The organism is Paenibacillus rigui (assembly GCF_002234615.1).
GTDB classification, from domain to species: Bacteria; Bacillota; Bacilli; order Paenibacillales; family NBRC-103111; genus Paenibacillus_S; species Paenibacillus_S rigui.
This window is the reverse complement of record NZ_NMQW01000005.1, coordinates 86,272-103,795: the sequence shown is the minus strand read 5'-3', so window position 1 is coordinate 103,795 and position 17,524 is coordinate 86,272. Positions and strand designations below refer to the sequence as shown.

14 protein-coding genes are annotated in these 17,524 nt (G+C 53.8%); 10 read left to right on the top strand and 4 right to left on the bottom strand.

Going from position 1 to position 17,524, the window contains the following annotated elements:
* The first annotated feature begins 568 nt into the window (after positions 1-568).
* Together CF651_RS04980 and CF651_RS04975 are read left to right on the top strand one after the other, a co-directional pair.
* Positions 569-1,567 (top strand): phosphotransferase enzyme family protein, encoded by a 999-nt coding sequence (locus CF651_RS04980; RefSeq protein ID WP_179232690.1) that lies wholly within the window; start codon positions 569-571, stop codon positions 1,565-1,567.
* A 187-nt stretch (positions 1,568-1,754) separates the two neighbouring features.
* On the top strand, positions 1,755-3,083 hold the full coding sequence (locus CF651_RS04975; RefSeq protein ID WP_094013753.1) for an MFS transporter: 1,329 nt from the start codon (positions 1,755-1,757) through the stop codon (positions 3,081-3,083).
* A 145-nt stretch (positions 3,084-3,228) separates the two neighbouring features.
* Here the strand turns inward: CF651_RS04975 and gcvPB are convergent, their stop codons facing one another.
* The 3 genes from gcvPB to gcvT all read right to left on the bottom strand — a co-directional run bounded on the left by gcvPB (position 3,229) and on the right by gcvT (position 7,271).
* On the bottom strand, positions 3,229-4,689 hold the full coding sequence (gene gcvPB, locus CF651_RS04970) for an aminomethyl-transferring glycine dehydrogenase subunit GcvPB (protein WP_094013752.1): 1,461 nt from the start codon (positions 4,687-4,689) through the stop codon (positions 3,229-3,231).
* Positions 4,686-6,050, bottom strand: a complete 1,365-nt coding sequence (gene gcvPA, locus CF651_RS04965) for an aminomethyl-transferring glycine dehydrogenase subunit GcvPA (RefSeq protein WP_094013751.1) — start codon at positions 6,048-6,050, stop codon at positions 4,686-4,688. The genes gcvPB and gcvPA overlap by 4 nt, the downstream gene beginning before the upstream one ends.
* Before the next feature lie 111 nt (positions 6,051-6,161).
* Entirely contained in the window at positions 6,162-7,271 is a 1,110-nt protein-coding gene (gcvT, locus tag CF651_RS04960) for a glycine cleavage system aminomethyltransferase GcvT (RefSeq protein WP_094013750.1), read from the bottom strand.
* Positions 7,272-7,436: 165 nt separating this feature from the next.
* Between gcvT and gcvH the strand changes: the two genes are divergently transcribed.
* On the top strand, positions 7,437-7,835 hold the full coding sequence (gcvH, locus tag CF651_RS04955) for a glycine cleavage system protein GcvH (RefSeq protein WP_094013749.1): 399 nt from the start codon (positions 7,437-7,439) through the stop codon (positions 7,833-7,835).
* 213 nt (positions 7,836-8,048) lie between these two features.
* Here gcvH and CF651_RS04950 read toward each other — a convergent pair whose 3' ends face one another.
* The gene (locus CF651_RS04950) at positions 8,049-9,101 is read right to left on the bottom strand and encodes a LacI family DNA-binding transcriptional regulator (protein WP_094013748.1); all 1,053 of its coding nucleotides are present in this window, start codon (positions 9,099-9,101) and stop codon (positions 8,049-8,051) included.
* Positions 9,102-9,583: 482 nt separating this feature from the next.
* On the opposite strand from CF651_RS04950, the gene CF651_RS04945 reads away from it, so the two are divergent.
* The 7 genes from CF651_RS04945 to CF651_RS04915 are packed head-to-tail and all read left to right on the top strand — an operon-like array spanning position 9,584 to position 17,513.
* On the top strand, positions 9,584-10,900 hold the full coding sequence (locus CF651_RS04945) for an ABC transporter substrate-binding protein (RefSeq protein ID WP_094013747.1): 1,317 nt from the start codon (positions 9,584-9,586) through the stop codon (positions 10,898-10,900).
* Between the two features lie 56 nt (positions 10,901-10,956).
* The gene (locus tag CF651_RS04940; RefSeq protein ID WP_094013746.1) at positions 10,957-11,907 is read left to right on the top strand and encodes a carbohydrate ABC transporter permease; all 951 of its coding nucleotides are present in this window, start codon (positions 10,957-10,959) and stop codon (positions 11,905-11,907) included.
* A gap of 1 nt (position 11,908) precedes the next feature.
* Positions 11,909-12,751: a carbohydrate ABC transporter permease gene (locus CF651_RS04935; RefSeq protein ID WP_094013745.1), complete on the top strand. Its 843-nt coding sequence runs from the start codon at positions 11,909-11,911 to the stop codon at positions 12,749-12,751.
* Positions 12,752-12,780: 29 nt separating this feature from the next.
* On the top strand, positions 12,781-14,271 hold the full coding sequence (locus CF651_RS04930; RefSeq protein ID WP_094013744.1) for a DUF5060 domain-containing protein: 1,491 nt from the start codon (positions 12,781-12,783) through the stop codon (positions 14,269-14,271).
* 17 nt (positions 14,272-14,288) lie between these two features.
* Complete coding sequence (locus CF651_RS04925; protein WP_094013743.1) at positions 14,289-15,725, top strand: L-fucose/L-arabinose isomerase family protein; 1,437 nt, start codon at positions 14,289-14,291, stop codon at positions 15,723-15,725.
* A 20-nt stretch (positions 15,726-15,745) separates the two neighbouring features.
* Positions 15,746-16,579 (top strand): transketolase, encoded by an 834-nt coding sequence (locus CF651_RS04920; RefSeq protein ID WP_094013742.1) that lies wholly within the window; start codon positions 15,746-15,748, stop codon positions 16,577-16,579.
* The gene (locus CF651_RS04915) at positions 16,572-17,513 is read left to right on the top strand and encodes a transketolase family protein (RefSeq protein ID WP_094013741.1); all 942 of its coding nucleotides are present in this window, start codon (positions 16,572-16,574) and stop codon (positions 17,511-17,513) included. Before CF651_RS04920 ends, CF651_RS04915 begins: the two co-directional genes overlap by 8 nt.
* Positions 17,514-17,524 lie beyond the last annotated feature (11 nt).

Below are 17,524 nucleotides of genomic sequence, written 5' to 3'. Positions count from 1 at the left end.
CTCATCCTCCGTGGTGGAAAAGAGAAAACAACAAACAGCCCTTGAAAAATGTAAAGTATATTTGGGATTATTTCGAAAAAAGGGCTTCCAGCAGGTTTTCATGACCTGGTCCAAATCATTGCTTTTTTGGAGAATGCCCCCAAAGGCAGCGCGAGAATTGAGCATTGGAGGCGTTTGGATGCTTGGATAAGCAAACCGGAGGTAATTGAACGAAATCCACTTGCAGAAGGATATGTTCACAAAATACTAGATTGGTGTCCCACATCTACGAGCTATTCAAGAAAATTTATCTCAAATGAAGACATCAAAAGCCATATTGCTTTTCTCATTAACCAGCAACAAGAAGATGGGGGATGGCCGATTACCTGGGCTACACTCTCCCCGGCTATCGAATCGGAGTGGCGTGGATGGATTACTTTGGAAAGACTACGAACTTTAAAGTCATACGGTGTTATTGACTAGGCTCCAATAGGCTAAGGAGGAAGATTTACCGGAATGGTTTTAGTTTGACGTTACTTACTGGACAATTATCAGCAAGCTATTAAGCATGGAAAGGAATTTCCGCCTTATGACTGAAGATGTGAAAGAACGCTGGGCAGCAGAAATCGCAGCGCATCTTAAAGAACGGTTCGGATTTTCTGTGATGGAAGTGGCAAGTGTCGATAACGGCTGGCTCAACGTCAAGTGGAAGATGGTCACGGACCGCGGAATCATATTCGTAAAATACTACCATCCGGATCGGTACAAATTAAATTCAAACCCGGAAAGAAGAAGGTCAATTGAGAGGACGCTGCAGCTCCAGCACGGACTTTGTCTAGCCGGAATACCCTGCCCAGATGTATATCTTGGTGAGGGGTATTTTATACAGGAAACACCGTCAGGTTTACTTTATACGGTGCAGGATTGGATTGACGGCTCCACCGGGCAGGCCGGCAGCTTGAATGCAGCCCAAATGTATGAGCTTGGCGCTGCGACGGGGCGAATGCATAAGTGGCTGCGTTCTGTGCCGCCGTTAAGTCAATCGGCCTGGAAGCCGGACAGGGGGGCCTATTTGCGAGAGTGGAAGGGCAACTGGGAGAAAGCCGAAGCAGCGGGGGATGGGACTGTCATGGAATGGCTGCGGCGTTCACACGCCATTGTTGAATCCACTGATTTTCGTATGTTTGAATCCTTTCAAACCGGCTGGCTGCATTGGGACTTATGGGTGGACAATATTTTGCTGCATGAGCAGGGATTGGCCGGTATTGTCGATTTTGACAGAATGTCGATGGCTTATCAGGAAATTGATTTGGTCCGGGCTTTATTATCTGGTGCTTTACAAGGAGGCCAAGTGAAAGTAGAGATCGCCCGGGCGTTGGTGGAGGGGTACCGGGAGCATGTGGCAGTGCCGAGGGACAAGCTGGCTAAGGCAATGAAGATGCTGTACTTGATTGAATCGATCTGGTGGCTTCGTACGGAAGTGCGGATGGAGAGCGAGTTGCGCGGATTGCTCGGACGGTTCGTTGAAGAAATGCATTGGATTGAGCATCATTGGGTGGAGCTGCCGGATTTATTGGAAAGCTTGTAACTCCCCCAGAATTCCCCGTAATTCCCACCCGTGTCGTATACAACGGACCTTTAGCGATTATGGGATGGATTTAGTAACCAAATCGGCGGTTTCTGCGACTTGAACTTCGGTAACAAAAGTGGGATTCTAGTTAAGAATTCATCCATTTTACGAAGTTAACCTGACGATACTAGGAGCCGGACGCCGAATGAAAACAGAGAGGTACGTTACTTTTTTGGGGCTGCAGTTGAATCAGACCACCTGGCACAATTTTCGCTGGGATTTATTCGGGGCCGCATTGTTCAGCTTGTTTAACGTGGTGTTTAACCAATTTTATGTGCCGATTTCGATTCGCAATGGCGCAAGTGATTTTCAAGTTGGCCTGCTGACCGCGGCCCCGGCCATCGGGCTGCTTTTCTCGCCGTTGTGGGCGGGACTTGTGGAGCGGGGGAATCCGAAGCCTTACGTGGTCATCCCCCAACTGATCGCCAGATCATTAATTCTGGTTCCGGCTTTTTTCACGGCGCCCTGGGTATTCGTGACCGTAGCCCTGGTATTTCAGCTGTTGATGGGCATTCAGGCTCCGGCCTATGCAGCGGTGATCACGCAAATCTACCCTCCTTCGCTGAGGGGAAGGCTGATGGGAAATGTACGCGTGGTCATGGGCATATTGATGATCCCGATGGCGTACCTTGTCGGTCTGTGGATAGACCATAGAGGCAGCTCCGAGATTATCATCGCAGCCTCTGTGTTGGGCATTCTGTCCATTCTGTGTTTCCAGCGGGTAAAAGAGCTGGAGCCTGAGGCGGTCTCCAAGGCCAAAGCGGCCCGAAAAGAAAGAATGACGTTTTTCAAGCAGCTGCAGCTAATTAAAGGGAATAAAGCCCTGGTGCTGTTCTTATCCGCCACGACATTGGCGGGCTTCGGGAATTTGCTGGCCAATCCGTTGTATTTTATTATCCAGGTTTCCATGCTCAATTTAAGCAATCTGGAAATCGGTTACATTCGTGTAGCGTACTTTACGTGCTTGTTTCTGGCTTACTTGACCATGGGCTGGGTCATTGACCGCTATTCCCCCAAGACGGCGCTGACGTTCGGATTTCTCGGTTATGTGCTGGTACCGCTCTTGTATGGCTTTGTCGGGAATTATCCGGCTGCGATTATTGCCGGAGGTCTTCAGGGCTTTGGCGATGCAATTTGGGATATCGGCTGTCTGACGTATGTGTTCCGCATTGCCAAAGGCAAAGAGGCGGTCGTCTTCGGCCTTCATTTGATGCTGTTCGGCATTCGGGGGACGATTGGGCCGCTGCTGAGCACTGCACTCATGAACAGCGTGTCCATGCAGCTCATTCTCGGAGTCGCTGCGCTGTTTGCGCTCCTGGGGCTGCTGCTGCTCCGTTCCGAGAAGAAGGAAGCGCAACAAGATCTGGAGCAAGAGCAAGAGCAAGAGCAAGAACAAGGGCAAGGGGCAAATCCTGCAGCAGGGCAGCAGCCTTCATCGGCGAACCCTTCCTTAAGCGAGGCGAAATCAGGCTGAGGCTTGGCAGGAACAACAACAAGGATAAGCGCAGCAGCTTGTCCGTATGCATACCCTCCATAACCTCCGGTTCGATGCTGTCGTAAAGACAGAACGAGCCGGAGGTTGTTTGTTATTGGACACAAGTAGATTAGAGAGGGCGGACTTACCCGCCGCACGAGCAGTTCAGCACCGGCTTGCGTGCAGCGGTCGTTTCATCCAGCCTCCGAACGGCTGTCCCATGAGGGGCATTCAGCAGAAGGCCGGGGTCGGTTTCCGCTTCCTTGACAATGCGGATCATCGTGTCGATGAACGCATCCAGCGTTTCTTTGCTTTCCGTCTCCGTCGGTTCGATCATGATGCATTCCTCTACATTGAGTGGAAAATAAATAGTCGGCGGATGGTAGCCGAAGTCCAGCAGCCGTTTGGCGAGGTCCAGGGTCCGGACGCCGTATTTTTTCAAGCTGCGCCCGGACATCACGAATTCATGCTTGCAGACGCCGGGGTAAGGAAGCTCGAAATAAGGGGCCAGCCGGTGCATCATGTAGTTTGCGTTCAGAACGGCGCATTCGGATACTTGCCGCAGCCCTTCCGGCCCATAGGTGCGAATATAGGTGTAGGCACGGACGAGGATGCCGAAGTTGCCGTAGTAGGCCTTCACCCTGCCGATGGAATGGGGACGTTCGTAATCGAGATAAAAGGTGCCGTCGCTCCGCTTGGCTGCAACGGGCTTAGGAAGAAAAGGAATCAGCTTCGTCTTCACCCCGACCGGACCTGAGCCCGGCCCGCCTCCGCCGTGCGGGGTGCTCATCGTTTTGTGCAAGTTCAAATGCACGACGTCAAAGCCCATATCGCCCGGGCGGGTAATGCCCATAATCGCATTGGAATTGGCGCCGTCGTAGTAGAGCAGTCCCCCCGCCTCATGAACGATAGCGGCAATCTCTACAATGTGTTCCTCGAATAAGCCAAGGGTGCTCGGGTTCGTGAGCATGAGTGCCGCGGTCTGCGGCCCCACAGCTTCGCGCAGCGCTTCGAGGTCGACGAGTCCGCGCTCGTTCGACGGAATCGTCAGTGTACGGAAGCCGGCTGCCGTGGCGCTGGCCGGGTTCGTGCCGTGCGATGAGTCCGGGACGATAACCTGAGTTCGCTGCTCGCCGCGGCTTTCGTGATACGCCCGGATCATCATGAGCCCGGTCCATTCGCCATGGGCGCCGGCCGCAGGCTGCAGCGTGACCTCGTCCATGCCGGTGAGCGCAGCCAGATCGTTTTGCAGGGTGAACATAAGCTCCAGTGCGCCTTGAACACTGGATTCGGGCTGGTACGGATGAATGGCGGCAAAGCCGGGGAATCGGGCGGTATCTTCATTAATCTTCGGATTGTATTTCATCGTGCAGGAGCCAAGGGGATAAAAGCCGTTGTCCACACCGAAGTTGCGTCGGGACAGCTCTGTGTAATGCCGGATCACATCGACCTCGTAGACCTCGGGGAGCTGTGCCGGGACGCTGCGAAGCAGATGCGCCGGGATCGTCTCCAACGGGTCGGTTTCAGGGACATCGCACTCAGGCAAGGAGTAAGCGACGCGCCCCGGCTGGCTCAGCTCGAAAATAAGCGCTTTGTCCGGTTTCATAACCATTCCCCCAATATGGCTGTAAAAGCATCGATTTCGTCCTTCGTCCGTTTCTCGGTAACGGCAACCAGCAGGTGCTGATGAAGCTCGGGATACAGACGGCCAAGGTCCAATCCCCCGATAAAGCCGGCCTCAAGCAGCTGTTCATTCAGCTGATGCAAGTCCGCTTCCAGAGGAAGCTTCAGCACGAATTCGTTGAAAAAGGGTGCTTGAAACGGAAGCGCCGCACCGTTCAGCTTTGTTGAAAGCTCACGGGCGGCATAATGGGCTTTATGCCAGTTTAGTGCGGCAGCCTCCTGCAGCCCCTGCTTGCCCATGACGGACAAATAAACCGATGCGCACAAGGCAAGCAGCGCCTGGTTGGAGCAAATGTTCGACGTCGCCTTCTCCCGGCGAATATGCTGCTCCCGGGCCTGCAGCGTCAAGACAAAGCCGCGCTTGCCGTCCCGGTCCACGGTTTGCCCGACGATGCGGCCGGGGATGCGGCGCATGAGCGGTTCAGTGACCGCAAAAAAACCGCATGTCGGCCCGCCGAACGCCGGGTGGATGCCGAGCGGCTGGGCATCGCCCACCACAATGTCGGCCCCGAGCCGGCCCGGGGCTTCCAGAAGTCCGAGGGAGAGCGGGTTCGTGCTTACGACAAGCAGTCCCTTTTGTCCGTGAATGATCGGCTCTATCGCTTGAAGGTCCTCGATGCAGCCGAAGAAGTTCGGCGATTGAATGAGAACGGCGGCAGTATCCTCCGCACGTACGGCGGCCTGCAGCTTGTCGAGATCCGTTACGCCGTCGGCGTAATCGATTTCGGTCACCTGCAAATTCAAGCCCCGGGCCATGGTCCGCACCATCTCCCGAGCCTCAGGATGGACCGTTCGGGAGATCACAAGACGCTTCCGCTGTGCAGCTGAGCAGGCCAAAGCACCCGCTTCGCCGAGGGCCGTAGCCCCGTCGTACATGCTGGCATTAGCTACCGCCATGCCGGTCAGCTCACAAATGTACGACTGAAACTCGAAAATAGCCTGCAGCTCGCCTTGGCTAATTTCCGGCTGATACGGCGTATAGGCCGTATAAAATTCAGAGCGTGACGCCAGATGCTGAATGACGACAGGCACATGGTGGTCATAAATGCCTGCCCCCAGAAAGCTTGTATACTGCTCCGTGTCTGCATTCCGCTCGGCAAGCCCCTTCATATGCCGGAGCAGCGCTCTTTCATCCAGCCGACCGGACATCGGCAGCGTTCCGTTGTAGCGGATCGCTTCGGGAATATCGCGAAACAAGGCTTCGACGGATTCGACGCCGATGGTTTTCAGCATGTCGGTCCGGTCCTTATCGGTCATAGGCAAATAACGGTGGGAAGTGCTCATCGACGAATCACTCCTTATAGGCATGGTGGGAATGGAAGGTTGGGAAGATGCTTATACAGGCATAGGGACGATGGGGTCAGATGGAGGAAGTGGAAGTGGTATGGATAACATTTAAGGGGTGCTCGCATTTTTGCGGTAAAAGGGAGTTTGGACTACAACAGCCCTCAGCCGATTGCCGCGGATGTCTACCGTGCACTCGGTGCCGTGCTTGGAAAATGCGGTTTGGACCAGCGCCAGGCCAAGCGCCCGCTTAAGTGTCGGCGATTGCGTCCCGGTCGTCACCTCGCCGATGAGTTGACCGTCGGCATAGATGGGGTAATGCGAACGGGGAATGCCGCGCTCCAGCATTTCAATGCCTATGAGCTTGCGCGGAATGCCCTTCGCCTGCTGCTCCAGCAGCGCTTCGCGCCCGATGAACTCCCCCTTCGCCAGCTTGACGAAGGGGCTCAGTCCCGCCTCGAGCGGCGAGATGAACGGCGACAGCTCCTGGCCGTACAGCGGCAGCCGTGCCTCGAAGCGAAGCGTATCGCGTGCGCCGAGACCGGCGGGCACGAGGCCGAGCGGTTCCCCGGCTTCCAGCAGCGCGTTCCAGACCGTGACGGCAGCCTCCGCCGGAAGGTAGAGCTCGAAGCCGTCCTCGCCGGTATAGCCTGTGCGGGAGATTAGGGCCGTGGTACCGCCAATTGAGGCCTCATGAAGGAAATGAAACGGCGGCAGCTGCACCGCCCGTGCTTCGGAGCTGCGAGCTAGAATATCCGCTGCGAGCGGTCCTTGAAGCGCCAGAAGGGCGGTCGTATCGGACTGGTTTTCCAGCGTCACCCCGTCGATGAGCTGGTCCTGCAGCCAGGCCCAGTCTTTATCGATATTCGATGCATTCACGACGAGCAGGTATCGGTCCTTTTTCAGCCGGTATACGAGCAAATCGTCGACAACGCCCCCGTCTCCATAACACATTAGGGAGTACTGCGCTTGACCGTCGGATAAACGGGCTGCGTCATTGGTAGTGATCCGCTGTACAAAGGCTTGGGCCTGCCGTCCCGTGACCAGAAATTCACCCATATGCGAAACATCGAACAGGCCGGCCCGTTGACGAACGGCTTCATGCTCCTTTTGAATACCCGAGAATTGAACCGGAAGGAGCCAGCCTCCAAAATCGATACAGCGGACACCGGGATACCCGGCATATAGTGGGAATAACGGCGTTTTTTTCAACCCGGTCATGAGGGTCACCTCCGTTAGGGGACAGTGGAATCACCAGCCCTCTATAGTTTCATTAATACGCTGTGGGACAAACGGATGTCAACAACATTTTGTCTTTTTCCATTTGTCCCGGCGTACAATGAACATATAGGCTTCATTGAAGTGAACAAAGGAGGGGGCTCGCTGATGAGTCGCATTCAACCGGATTTGAGATATACGGAGGAGCATGAATGGGCGGAGAAGGGCGAGGGACAATCTGTGAAAATCGGGATCACCGATTTTGCCCAGCAGGAGCTTGGGGACATCGTCTTCGTAGAGCTGCCGAGCCTTGGAGCAAAAGTTGCGGCAGGGGAATCGCTGGGAACGATTGAATCGGTCAAAACCGTGTCGGATTTGTTTAGTCCGGTGAGCGGCACTGTTACGGCGGTCAATGATAAGCTGCTGGATTCCCCGGAGCTGGTGAACGGCGAGCCTTACGGTGCGGGCTGGGTTGTAGAGGTTGAAGTGGCCGGGGATGCGGATGAGGCGCTTGCCAGTCTTCTCACGGCCGAGGCTTATCGTCGGCTGACGGACAGTTTGGCGTAGGAGGGCACGCTTGCAGCTCTTATAGTCGGGCCGCTCTCTGGCCGGCTGGAGGCTTGAATTGCATACAAAAAGCATGGATTTCGTTGAGGCCATTGAAAAACGGGCGGAGTGGACGGAATCGTTCTGAAGAAGCGTAAGCGTCGATAGAACGATCCGTCCATGCAGCCGTAGTTTTTCAGTGGCCTCGATTTCGCGTCCATGCTTTTTCCTTTGTTATACCCTCACGCTCAGATCGACGGCTTTGCACGAATTGCGGATGACCAGATGTGTGTCGATAAATGATTTGATCTTCACCTTATCCTCCTGCTCGACGATATCCAGCAGCTTGGAAACCGCCAGCTCGGCGATCGTACCTTTCTCGACATGAACGGTCGTCAATTCGGGGGTAATGATGGTCGCTTCATGAATATTATCGAAGCCGATGACGGACAGCTCCTCGGGGATGCGGATGCCGAGTTCGATGCATGACTTGATGACGCTGATAGCGATATAATCGCATTCGCAAAAGAGCGCCGTAGGCAGCTGTCCCTTGAGCTCCAGCAGCCGCTGCTTAAAATCATCCTGTGACGATACAACGGTAGGGGACACGGAGAAATGGTGCGCCTCGTCAAGCGTGACATTCCATTCCTCCAATGCCTGCAGGAAGCCTCGGCGGCGCGAATCGAAGTTATACATGCGGGAGTTCGATTCTACATAGCCGATACGGCGGTGGCCAAGCTCCAGCAAATGCTTCGCGGCCTGATAAGCGCCCATTACATTATTCATGACGATAAAATTAACGTTCAACGTCTCGAAGCAGGTGTCCAGAACGACGAGGTTCGGCTGCTTTCGGGCAATAAACTCAATTTGGCCCTGGGTCAAATTTGTCCCTAGCAAAATCATGCCGCTCGATTCGTTCTCGCTTTCCATCGTTTGGATCGCGTCCTCCAGCTGTTCGGTCGGCACGGAGGAAAAGAACAAAGAGTACCCTCGGGCACGGCACTGCTCCTCGATATCGTGAATCAGCTCCATGAAGAAGGGCTGCTTGTAAAACTGCTCCAGCACAATGCCGGAATTGGTGCATGCAACGAACCGAAGCGTGTTGGACACGCTGTTCTTCTTGTCTGCTCTTACCATAGCCCTGGGCAGGTAGCCGTTCTCTTTGACGATCTGCAATATTTTGCTGCGGGTCTCTTCGCTAATGCCTGGTTTGCCGCTCAGGGCAAGCGAGACCGCAGATTTCGAAACGTTGGCCAGCTTGGCTATATCTTCCATTTTAATTTTCATCAGGGGTGACACTCCTTTGGAGTAGCGAATTGCAACTGAACTAAACAAATTTAGTTTACTATGACCTCATATAGAATACAAGCATGAATTCGCATTTTACGGAATTGAGCAGTTTTAGCTACGTTTTTAAACAAAAACAGAGTGGTTTCGCCCCATAATGACTCCGTTTTACATAGAAATCACTAAATTGTTTAGATAGATTTAGTCATATTTAATAAATTAATTTACTAAAATGTATTGACTGGTTTAGAAAACGGATGGTATGATCTGGGTGAAGAGGAAAGAAGGGCCGCGAACTGCCGAGTGCTCGTTCTTTCACGCTTCAACAGGATAAAAAAGCTTTAGAAGCAGTAAAGAAGGGGGCCGGTGCAGCTTAACAACCGAGAAATGACAGCGTTTACAGAGAGAGGTTTTCTGCTTGTTGGCTGGCTAATTAAAATGGTAAATAAGTTTAGTTCGATTAAAAAGGGAGGCAAATGAAGATGAAGAAAACAAGAAAAGGTACGGCTCTGATTACTTTTGTCGCTTTAACTGCCATGCTGTCGGCCTGCACACCAGGCGGAGGCGCTCCTGCCGAATCCAAGAACGGAACGGCAGCGGGCGGAGCCGATAAGAAAGTGGAGCTGCGCATGACTTGGTGGGGCGCACAGGCACGTCATGATGCCACATTGAAAGTGATCGAGCTGTTCGAGAAGAAATACCCGAACATTAAAATAAACGGCGAATATATGGGAAGCGACGGTTACTTCGATAAGCTGAACACACAGATTGCGGGCGGCAATGCTCCCGACTTGATTCAGCTCGGCAACAACTACCCGGACTATGTTGCGCGCGGGGCGCTGCTCGATATCAACCCTTACATCGGTAAAGAAATTCATATTGAGAACTTTGACAAATCAAATATTGATTCGGGCGGAATGGACGGGAAGCTGTACGGAATCATTCTTGGCTCGAACGCTTACGGTATCGCTTACAACACCGAGCTGATCAAAAAATCCGGTCTGAAGCCGCCTAGCGGGCAATGGACCTGGGAGGAATACGGCAAATACGCACAGGATTTGACTAAGGCTCTGGGCAAAGGTTATTACGGCGCGGTGGATGAATCCAAGCTTCCTCTCTATTTGAACTACTTCGCCCGCCAATCGAACAAGACGCTTTACAAGGACGGTAAGGTAGGGCTGGATAAGGATGTAATCGCCTACTGGTTCACGATGTGGGACAACTACCGCAAGGCAGGCAGCACGCCTCCGGCGGAGTTCACGACAGCTTACACCGAAGCGCCGGAGAACTCCTCCTTCGTGGAAGGCAAGACGGCAATGCATTTGATTTGGTCCAATCAGTTGAACGCGTACCAGAAAGCGATGAAGGATGAAATTCAAGTCGTTCTGCCGCCGACCGGAGGCAGCGGAGCGCAGCAAGGCTTGTGGCTGCAGCCGAGCCAATTCATGAGCGTCAACGCCAAAACAAAAAATCCGAAGGAAGCGGCCATGTTTATTGATTTCATGGTGAACGATCCGGAAGCAACAATGGTGCTGGGCAGTGAGCGCGGGGTGCCAGGCTCCTCCAAGGTACGTGAAGCTTTGAAGGCTAAAGCGACCCCTGTGGATAAGAAGGTATACGACTATATCGATCTTGCCGCCAAAAATTCCCGCACGCCGGACCGCGAAATTCCGAACGGCAAAGAATTTGAAACGACGCTGATCAACATGAGCCAGAAGGTGCTGTTCGGTAAAGAAACGATTCCGAACGCTTCCCAGGAAGTGCTGTCCGCAGCAGAGAAGGTTGTGAACAAGAAGTAGGAAAGCTGCCGTAGCAGCAAGAGGAGTACATTCTCGCAATCATAAGGGGTGGGCATATGAATCGGGTAGCCGTCACGAACAACAAACGTACAGCCGCAACGGTCGGTACCTATATAGTAAAGCTCTGGAAAAAAAATGCGATCGCCTATTTGTTTCTGCTGCCATGGTTCATCGGGCTGTTTGCCTTGACCGTAGGGCCGATGATCAATTCCTTCTATTATTCCCTGACGAAGTTCGACGTCATGACGCCGCCGGAGTTCGTTGGTCTGGATAACTACAAAACCATGTGGACAGCAGATCCCCGTTATTTCACATCCTTGAAGGTGACGTTCATCTATGTATTTACATCGGTGCCGCTAAAGCTGGCCTTCGCGCTATTGGTCGCCTCTTTGATGAACCGGGGCTTACGCGGCCTCAGCTTTTACCGGACGCTTTACTACCTGCCGACCCTGCTCGGGGGAAGTGTCGCCATTGCCGTGCTCTGGCGCAAAATATTCGGCGCCTCCGGCGTCGTGAACAAGTTTCTGCTGCTGTTCGGCATTCACGCGCCGGATTGGGTCGCCAACCCCGACTATGCGCTGTATTCTATCGTGGCGCTCTCGGTTTGGCAGTTCGGCTCATCGATGATCATTTTCCTCGCCGGACTGAAGCAAATTCCGATGGACTTCTACGAGGCTTCCCAGGTCGACGGAGCGAGCAAAATCAAGCAGTTTTTCTACATTACGATTCCGCTCCTGACGCCGGTTATATTCTTCAATCTGGTCATCCAGCTGATCGGCTCGTTCCAAGCCTTTACCCAGTCGTTTATTATAAGCGGCGGGCTTGGCGGGCCGATGGATTCTACTCTGTTCTACACGTTGTACTTATATATGAAGGGCTTCGCTTTCTATGAAATGGGCTATGCCTCGGCGATGGCCTGGGTGCTGCTTGTCATTATCGGATTGTTTACCGCAATTATTTTCGGATCATCCAAGTTCTGGGTGCATTACGGGGACGGGGGGAAGTAAGATGGCTCAGTCGAACCGGATTCAAAAAATGCTGCTTCATGCCATGATTCTCGTCCTCGGCGTCTTTATGCTGTACCCGATCCTGTGGCTGATCAGCAGCTCGTTCAAGCCGTCGAACCTGATCTTCACCGATCTGAGCCTGTGGCCGAAGGAAGTGACGCTGGACAACTATATCAAGGGCTGGGCCGGAATCGCAAGGGTGCCTTTCATCACCTTTTTCACGAACTCCTTTATTATTTCGATCCTGTGTGTTCTGGGCAATTTATTGTCCTGCTCCATGGCGGCCTACGCGTTCGGTCGTCTTGATTTTTCCTGGAAAAAGGTCTGGTTCTCCATCATGCTGGTGACGATTATGCTGCCGCATCATGTGACGATCATTCCGCAGTACCTGCTGTTCAAGCAGCTCAATTGGGTGGATACGTATTACCCGTTGACCATACCGAAGTGGCTTGCGACCGATGCTTTCTTCATCTTCCTGATGGTACAGTTCATTCGAGGTCTGCCCCGGGAGCTGGATGAGTCGGCCACGATCGACGGCTGCGGCAAGGTGCAAATTTATTGGCGGATCGTGATGCCGCTTGCTTTACCCGCATTGATCACAACAGCCATCTTTACCTTCATCTGGACATGGGACGATTTCTTCAGCCAGCTGCTTTATTTAAACACGGCAAGACTTTACACCATTCCGCTCGGATTAAGGCTATTCATGGATTCGTCCGGTGAATCGGCCTGGGGTGTCCTGTTCGCCATGTCGGTGTTGTCGCTCGTGCCGAGTCTGGTCATTTTCTTCAGCTGTCAAAAATATTTCGTCGAGGGCATCTCGACTTCAGGTATTAAAGGCTAGCTAAATAAAATCGTTAGGGGTGACCCGTGTTGGGAAACGAACATCAGCAAAATGCTTGTGAGGTCGAGCGTTGGGGGCTTTTTGAAATTACGGTTGCAGGTCCTTCCGAGGGAAATCCGTTCCAGGACGTGCAGCTGTCCGCCCGCTTTGAGCATAAGCACCGGACTGTGCAGGTGGAAGGCTTTTATAACGGCGAGGGTCAATACAAAATCCGCTTTATGCCCGATAGCGAAGGCCAATGGTCCTATTCGGTAAGCAGCAGCAGGGAGGAGCTGAATGGAGCTTCAGGCAGCTTCTCCTGTGTTCCGGCATCCGCCGGTAATCACGGGCCGGTCCGGGTACGGTCGGCGTACCATTTTGCCTATGAAGACGGCACGCCTTACCGTCCGTTCGGCACGACCTGCTATGTATGGACGCATCAGGAGGCGGCGATTCAGGAGCAGACGCTGGCATCGCTGCGCACAGGCCCCTTCAATAAAATCCGGATGTGCGTCTTTCCGAAGCGCTACAGCTTTAATACGAATGAGCCGGAACGCTTTCCTTTTGAAGGATCGCAGGCGGAAGGATTTGATTGGACCCGTCCGGATCCTATCTATTATGAACAGCTGGAACAGCGTATTGTTCAGCTGCAGGAGCTGGGCATTGAAGCCGACCTGATCCTGTTCCATCCCTATGATAAGGGACATTGGGGCTTTGACCGGATGGACGCAGAGACGGATGCCTTTTATTTGCGGTATCTGATCGCGCGCCTGGGCGCCTACCGCAATATTTGGTGGTCGCTTGCCAACGAATTTGATTTCATGCAGACGAAAACGATGGACGATTGGGACCGATTTTTCCGCATCGTGCAGGAAAGCGATCCGTACCAGCATCTGCGTTCCATCCATAACGGCACAAAAATGTACGATCCATCGACCCTAGTCCTGTATGACCACAGCAAGCCATGGGTTACTCATGTCAGCATGCAGTATTGGGAGCTGTCGCCTACGAATGCCTGGCTGAAGCAGTACGGCAAGCCGGTCGTGGTGGACGAATGCTGCTATGAGGGCAATCTGCCGCAGCGCTGGGGCAATATTACCGGCATGGAGATGACCGCACGATTCTGGGACGGCTTTGCGCGGGGCGGCTCCGTAGGTCATGGGGAAACGTTCCTGAATTCCGAAGAGGTGGTATGGTGGTCCAAAGGGGGCGAGCTGCGGGGTGAGAGTCCTGCGCGAATCGCGTTCCTGAGACAGATTCTCGAGGAGGCCCCAGGGCATGCCGAACCGATCGACCGGCTGCGGGATGCGCCAACTCTTGGTGTCGAGGGCGAATATTATTTGCAATATTTCGGGATTCACTGTCCGGCGTACCGTGAGCTGCCGCTCCCGGAGGAGAAGTCCTTCCGTATCGATATTATCGATACATGGAATATGAAGGTAACCCCTTTGGAGGGGACTTATAAGGGATTGTCGCGCGTTGATTTGCCGGCCGCGCCGTATATGGCTATCAGGGCGGTCGCAGTCGGGGAAGAACAATAATAAGGAGGCTTTGTTGAATGAGGAAGCTGAAGCTGGGCTATGCGCCTACAAGACGATTTGTATTCAGCGCGGAGGATGCGTTCAAATATAAGGTACTGATCCGGGAGAAGATGGAAAGCTTCGGACTGGACATCGATATCGTCGATTTGGAAAGATTGAATAAAGAAGGCTTGCTTTATGACGATTTGTACAATGCGGAAGAAGTTATTAAGCATTTTCAGCGGGAAGAGGTGGATGCGGTATTTTTCCCGCACTGCAACTTCGGAACCGAGGACATGGTTGGCCGTGTAGCCAAGGCGCTGGGGAAGCCGGTGCTGCTGTGGGGACCGCGGGACGAGGCGCCGCTTGCGGACGGGATGAGGCTGCGTGACACGCAGTGCGGCCTGTTCGCCACCGGCAAGGTGCTGCGCCGGTTCGGCGTACCGTTCACTTACATTACGAACACCCGGGTGGACGATCCGGTGTTCGAGCGGGGCTTCCGTAATTTCGTAGCAGCCGCCAATGTGGTGAAGGCGTTCCGCAGTCTGCGCATTTTGCAGATCGCCCCAAGGCCAGCGTCCTTCTGGACGATGATGTGCAACGAAGGCGAGCTGCTGGAAAGATTCGGCATCGAGATTTATCCGATCACGCTGGAGGATATCAAGAATGCGGCCAAACGGACGGAAGCCAAAGGCGGTGCAGAGCTTGAAGCGGCTGTAGCGTATATCAAAGAGCATCTGGATTATGCCGAGGTAGGGGAAGAGGCGGTTACGAAAATCGCGGCGCTTAAGGTGGCGATGAAGCAGTACGCGGAGAAAACCGCCAGCACAGCCATCGCGATCCAGTGCTGGTCCTCCTTGCAGGATGCGATGGGCATCATGCCGTGCCTGGCGAATGCGCTCCTCACGGATGAGCAAATTCCGGTTACCTGTGAAACGGACATTCATGGCGCGATCACCTCGATTATGGTGCAGGCGGCCTCAATGAACACGAAGCCGACCTTTTTCGCCGATCTGACGATCCGCCACCCGGATAACCCGAACGGCGAGCTGCTGTTCCACTGCGGTAACTTCCCGGTCTCGCTGAGCGTGGAGGAGAAGCCGCAGCTGCGCAAGCATTTCCTGTTCGACGATCATTCGCCGGGTACGCATGAAGGGGAGATCCGCGGAGGCGAGATGACACTGGCCCGCTTTGACGGGGATCATGGCGAATATTCCATTTTCCTGGGACGCGCCAAAGGCATCGAAGGCCCATATACACGGGGCTCATACGTATGGGTGGAGGTGAACGACTGGCCGCTGTGGGAAGAAAAGCTGGTCAAAGGGCCCTATGTTCACCACTCGGTCGGCATTCATGAAAATGTCATCCCGGCTTTGTACGAAGCCTGCAACTATATTCCCGGGCTGAAGCCCGATCCGGTTGATCCGACGGAAAGCGAAATTCAAGCTTGGCTGCGCGGCACTGACTGGAAATAAAGATGAAGGAGGAGTGGCGGATGAATACTGTGGATCTTAGAAAAAAAGCGGCGCAAATCCGGATGGATCTGCTCCAGATGATTCACCGTGCCAAGACAGGACATACCGGGTCTTCTTTAAGCAACGCCGATATTTTAACGGTCTTGTACTATGATGTCATGAAGGTGGATCCGTGCAATCCGAAATGGGAAGATCGGGACCGGTTTATCGCGAGCAAAGGGCATGCGGTGGAATCGTTGTACTGCATTCTTGCGGATAAAGGCTTTTTCCCGAAGGAAGAGCTGCAAACGTTCAGCCAATTCGGTTCGCGGTTGATCGGACATCCGAACAACAAGGTGCCGGGTGTTGAGATGAATACAGGCGCGCTTGGGCATGGGCTGTCCGTTGCCGTAGGCATGGGCCTGGCCGCCAAAATGGACGGCAAGGACTACCGTATTTTCACCTTGATGGGAGACGGAGAGCAGGCCGAAGGGTCCATATGGGAGGCTGCCATGGCGGCGGCTCATTATAAACTCGATAATGTTATCGGTATCATTGATCGGAATAAGCTGCAAATCAGCGGAAGCACGGAAGATGTGATGGGTCTGGAGCCGCTGGAGGACAAGTGGAGCAGCTTCGGCTGGAATGTCGTCGCTTTGAATGGTAACGATGTCAGCGAGCTGTCGGCAGCGCTGCATGCCGCACCGACGGCTGCCGGCAAGCCGACCCTGATCATGGCGTATACGACGAAAGGAAAGGGAGTCTCGTTTGCCGAGAATGTTCCGCATTGGCACCATCATGTGCCGAGCGATGCGGAGCTTGCGCAAGCGTTGGATGAATTAGCCAAGGAAGCGCAGGTGGTTATCCATGAATAAGGTTGCCAATCGTCAGGCATTGTGTGAAACGCTGCTGGATCTCGCACGGTCCGATAAGGATATTCTGGTGCTGGCAAGCGATTCGAGAGGCTCGGCTTCGATGCTGCCGTTCGTGAAGGAACTGCCCGAGCAGTTCGTGGAAACAGGCATTGCCGAGCAAAATATTGTCGGCATCGCCGCCGGTCTCGCGTCCTGCGGGAAGAAACCTTGGGTAACCTCTCCGGCGTGCTTTCTCAGCATGAGAGCGATCGAGCAGGTGAAGGTTGACGTTGCTTATTCCGGGACGAACGTGAAGCTGGTTGGGATTAGCGGGGGCGTAAGCTACGGGGCGCTCGGGATGTCTCATCATTCACTCCAGGATATTGCAGTGACCCGTGCGATTCCGGGGCTTACGGTTATTTTGCCTGCGGACCGCCACGAGACGAAAAAAATGACGGAAGCCTTGGTGCAGCATGAGGGCGGCGTCTATGTACGGATCGGCCGTAATCCGGTGCAGGATGTTTATGCTTCGGACGACTATCCGTTCGAAATCGGTAAAGCGGTTACGATGCGGGAGGGTAGTGACCTGACCCTGATCGCCGCCGGTGAAACGGTGCGTGTCGCATTGGACACTGCAGAGGCGTTGGCGCAGGAAGGCATTCATTGCCGGGTGCTGAATATGCACACGATCAAGCCTCTGGACCGGGAGGCGATCATCCGGGCGGCGGAGGAGACGAAAGCCGTTGTTACGGTGGAAGAGCACAGCGTGCATGGAGGATTGGGGGCTGCCGTTGCCGAAGTCATTATACAGCATCGTCCCGTTCCCATGCGGATTATCGGCATTCCGGATGAACCGGCCGTTACGGGCAATACCGCCGAAGTGTTCCGGCATTACGGTATTCATACGGAGCAGCTGTGCAGTGTCGCACGCAGCCTGCTTCAGTCGACCGAATAAGCGAGGGAGCG

Bases quoted from the DNA above. Each gene is read 5' to 3' on its own strand.
- CF651_RS04980 (WP_179232690.1), top strand. From the start codon at position 569: ATGACTGAAGATGTGAAAGAACGCTGGGCAGCAGAAATCGCAGCGCAT.
- CF651_RS04975 (WP_094013753.1), top strand. From the start codon at position 1,755: ATGAAAACAGAGAGGTACGTTACTTTTTTGGGGCTGCAGTTGAATCAG.
- gcvPB (WP_094013752.1), bottom strand. From the start codon at position 4,689: ATGAAACCGGACAAAGCGCTTATTTTCGAGCTGAGCCAGCCGGGGCGC.
- gcvPA (WP_094013751.1), bottom strand. From the start codon at position 6,050: ATGAGCACTTCCCACCGTTATTTGCCTATGACCGATAAGGACCGGACC.
- gcvT (WP_094013750.1), bottom strand. From the start codon at position 7,271: ATGACCGGGTTGAAAAAAACGCCGTTATTCCCACTATATGCCGGGTAT.
- gcvH (WP_094013749.1), top strand. From the start codon at position 7,437: ATGAGTCGCATTCAACCGGATTTGAGATATACGGAGGAGCATGAATGG.
- CF651_RS04950 (WP_094013748.1), bottom strand. From the start codon at position 9,101: ATGAAAATTAAAATGGAAGATATAGCCAAGCTGGCCAACGTTTCGAAA.
- CF651_RS04945 (WP_094013747.1), top strand. From the start codon at position 9,584: ATGAAGAAAACAAGAAAAGGTACGGCTCTGATTACTTTTGTCGCTTTA.
- CF651_RS04940 (WP_094013746.1), top strand. From the start codon at position 10,957: ATGAATCGGGTAGCCGTCACGAACAACAAACGTACAGCCGCAACGGTC.
- CF651_RS04935 (WP_094013745.1), top strand. From the start codon at position 11,909: ATGGCTCAGTCGAACCGGATTCAAAAAATGCTGCTTCATGCCATGATT.
- CF651_RS04925 (WP_094013743.1), top strand. From the start codon at position 14,289: ATGAGGAAGCTGAAGCTGGGCTATGCGCCTACAAGACGATTTGTATTC.
- CF651_RS04920 (WP_094013742.1), top strand. From the start codon at position 15,746: ATGAATACTGTGGATCTTAGAAAAAAAGCGGCGCAAATCCGGATGGAT.
- CF651_RS04915 (WP_094013741.1), top strand. From the start codon at position 16,572: ATGAATAAGGTTGCCAATCGTCAGGCATTGTGTGAAACGCTGCTGGAT.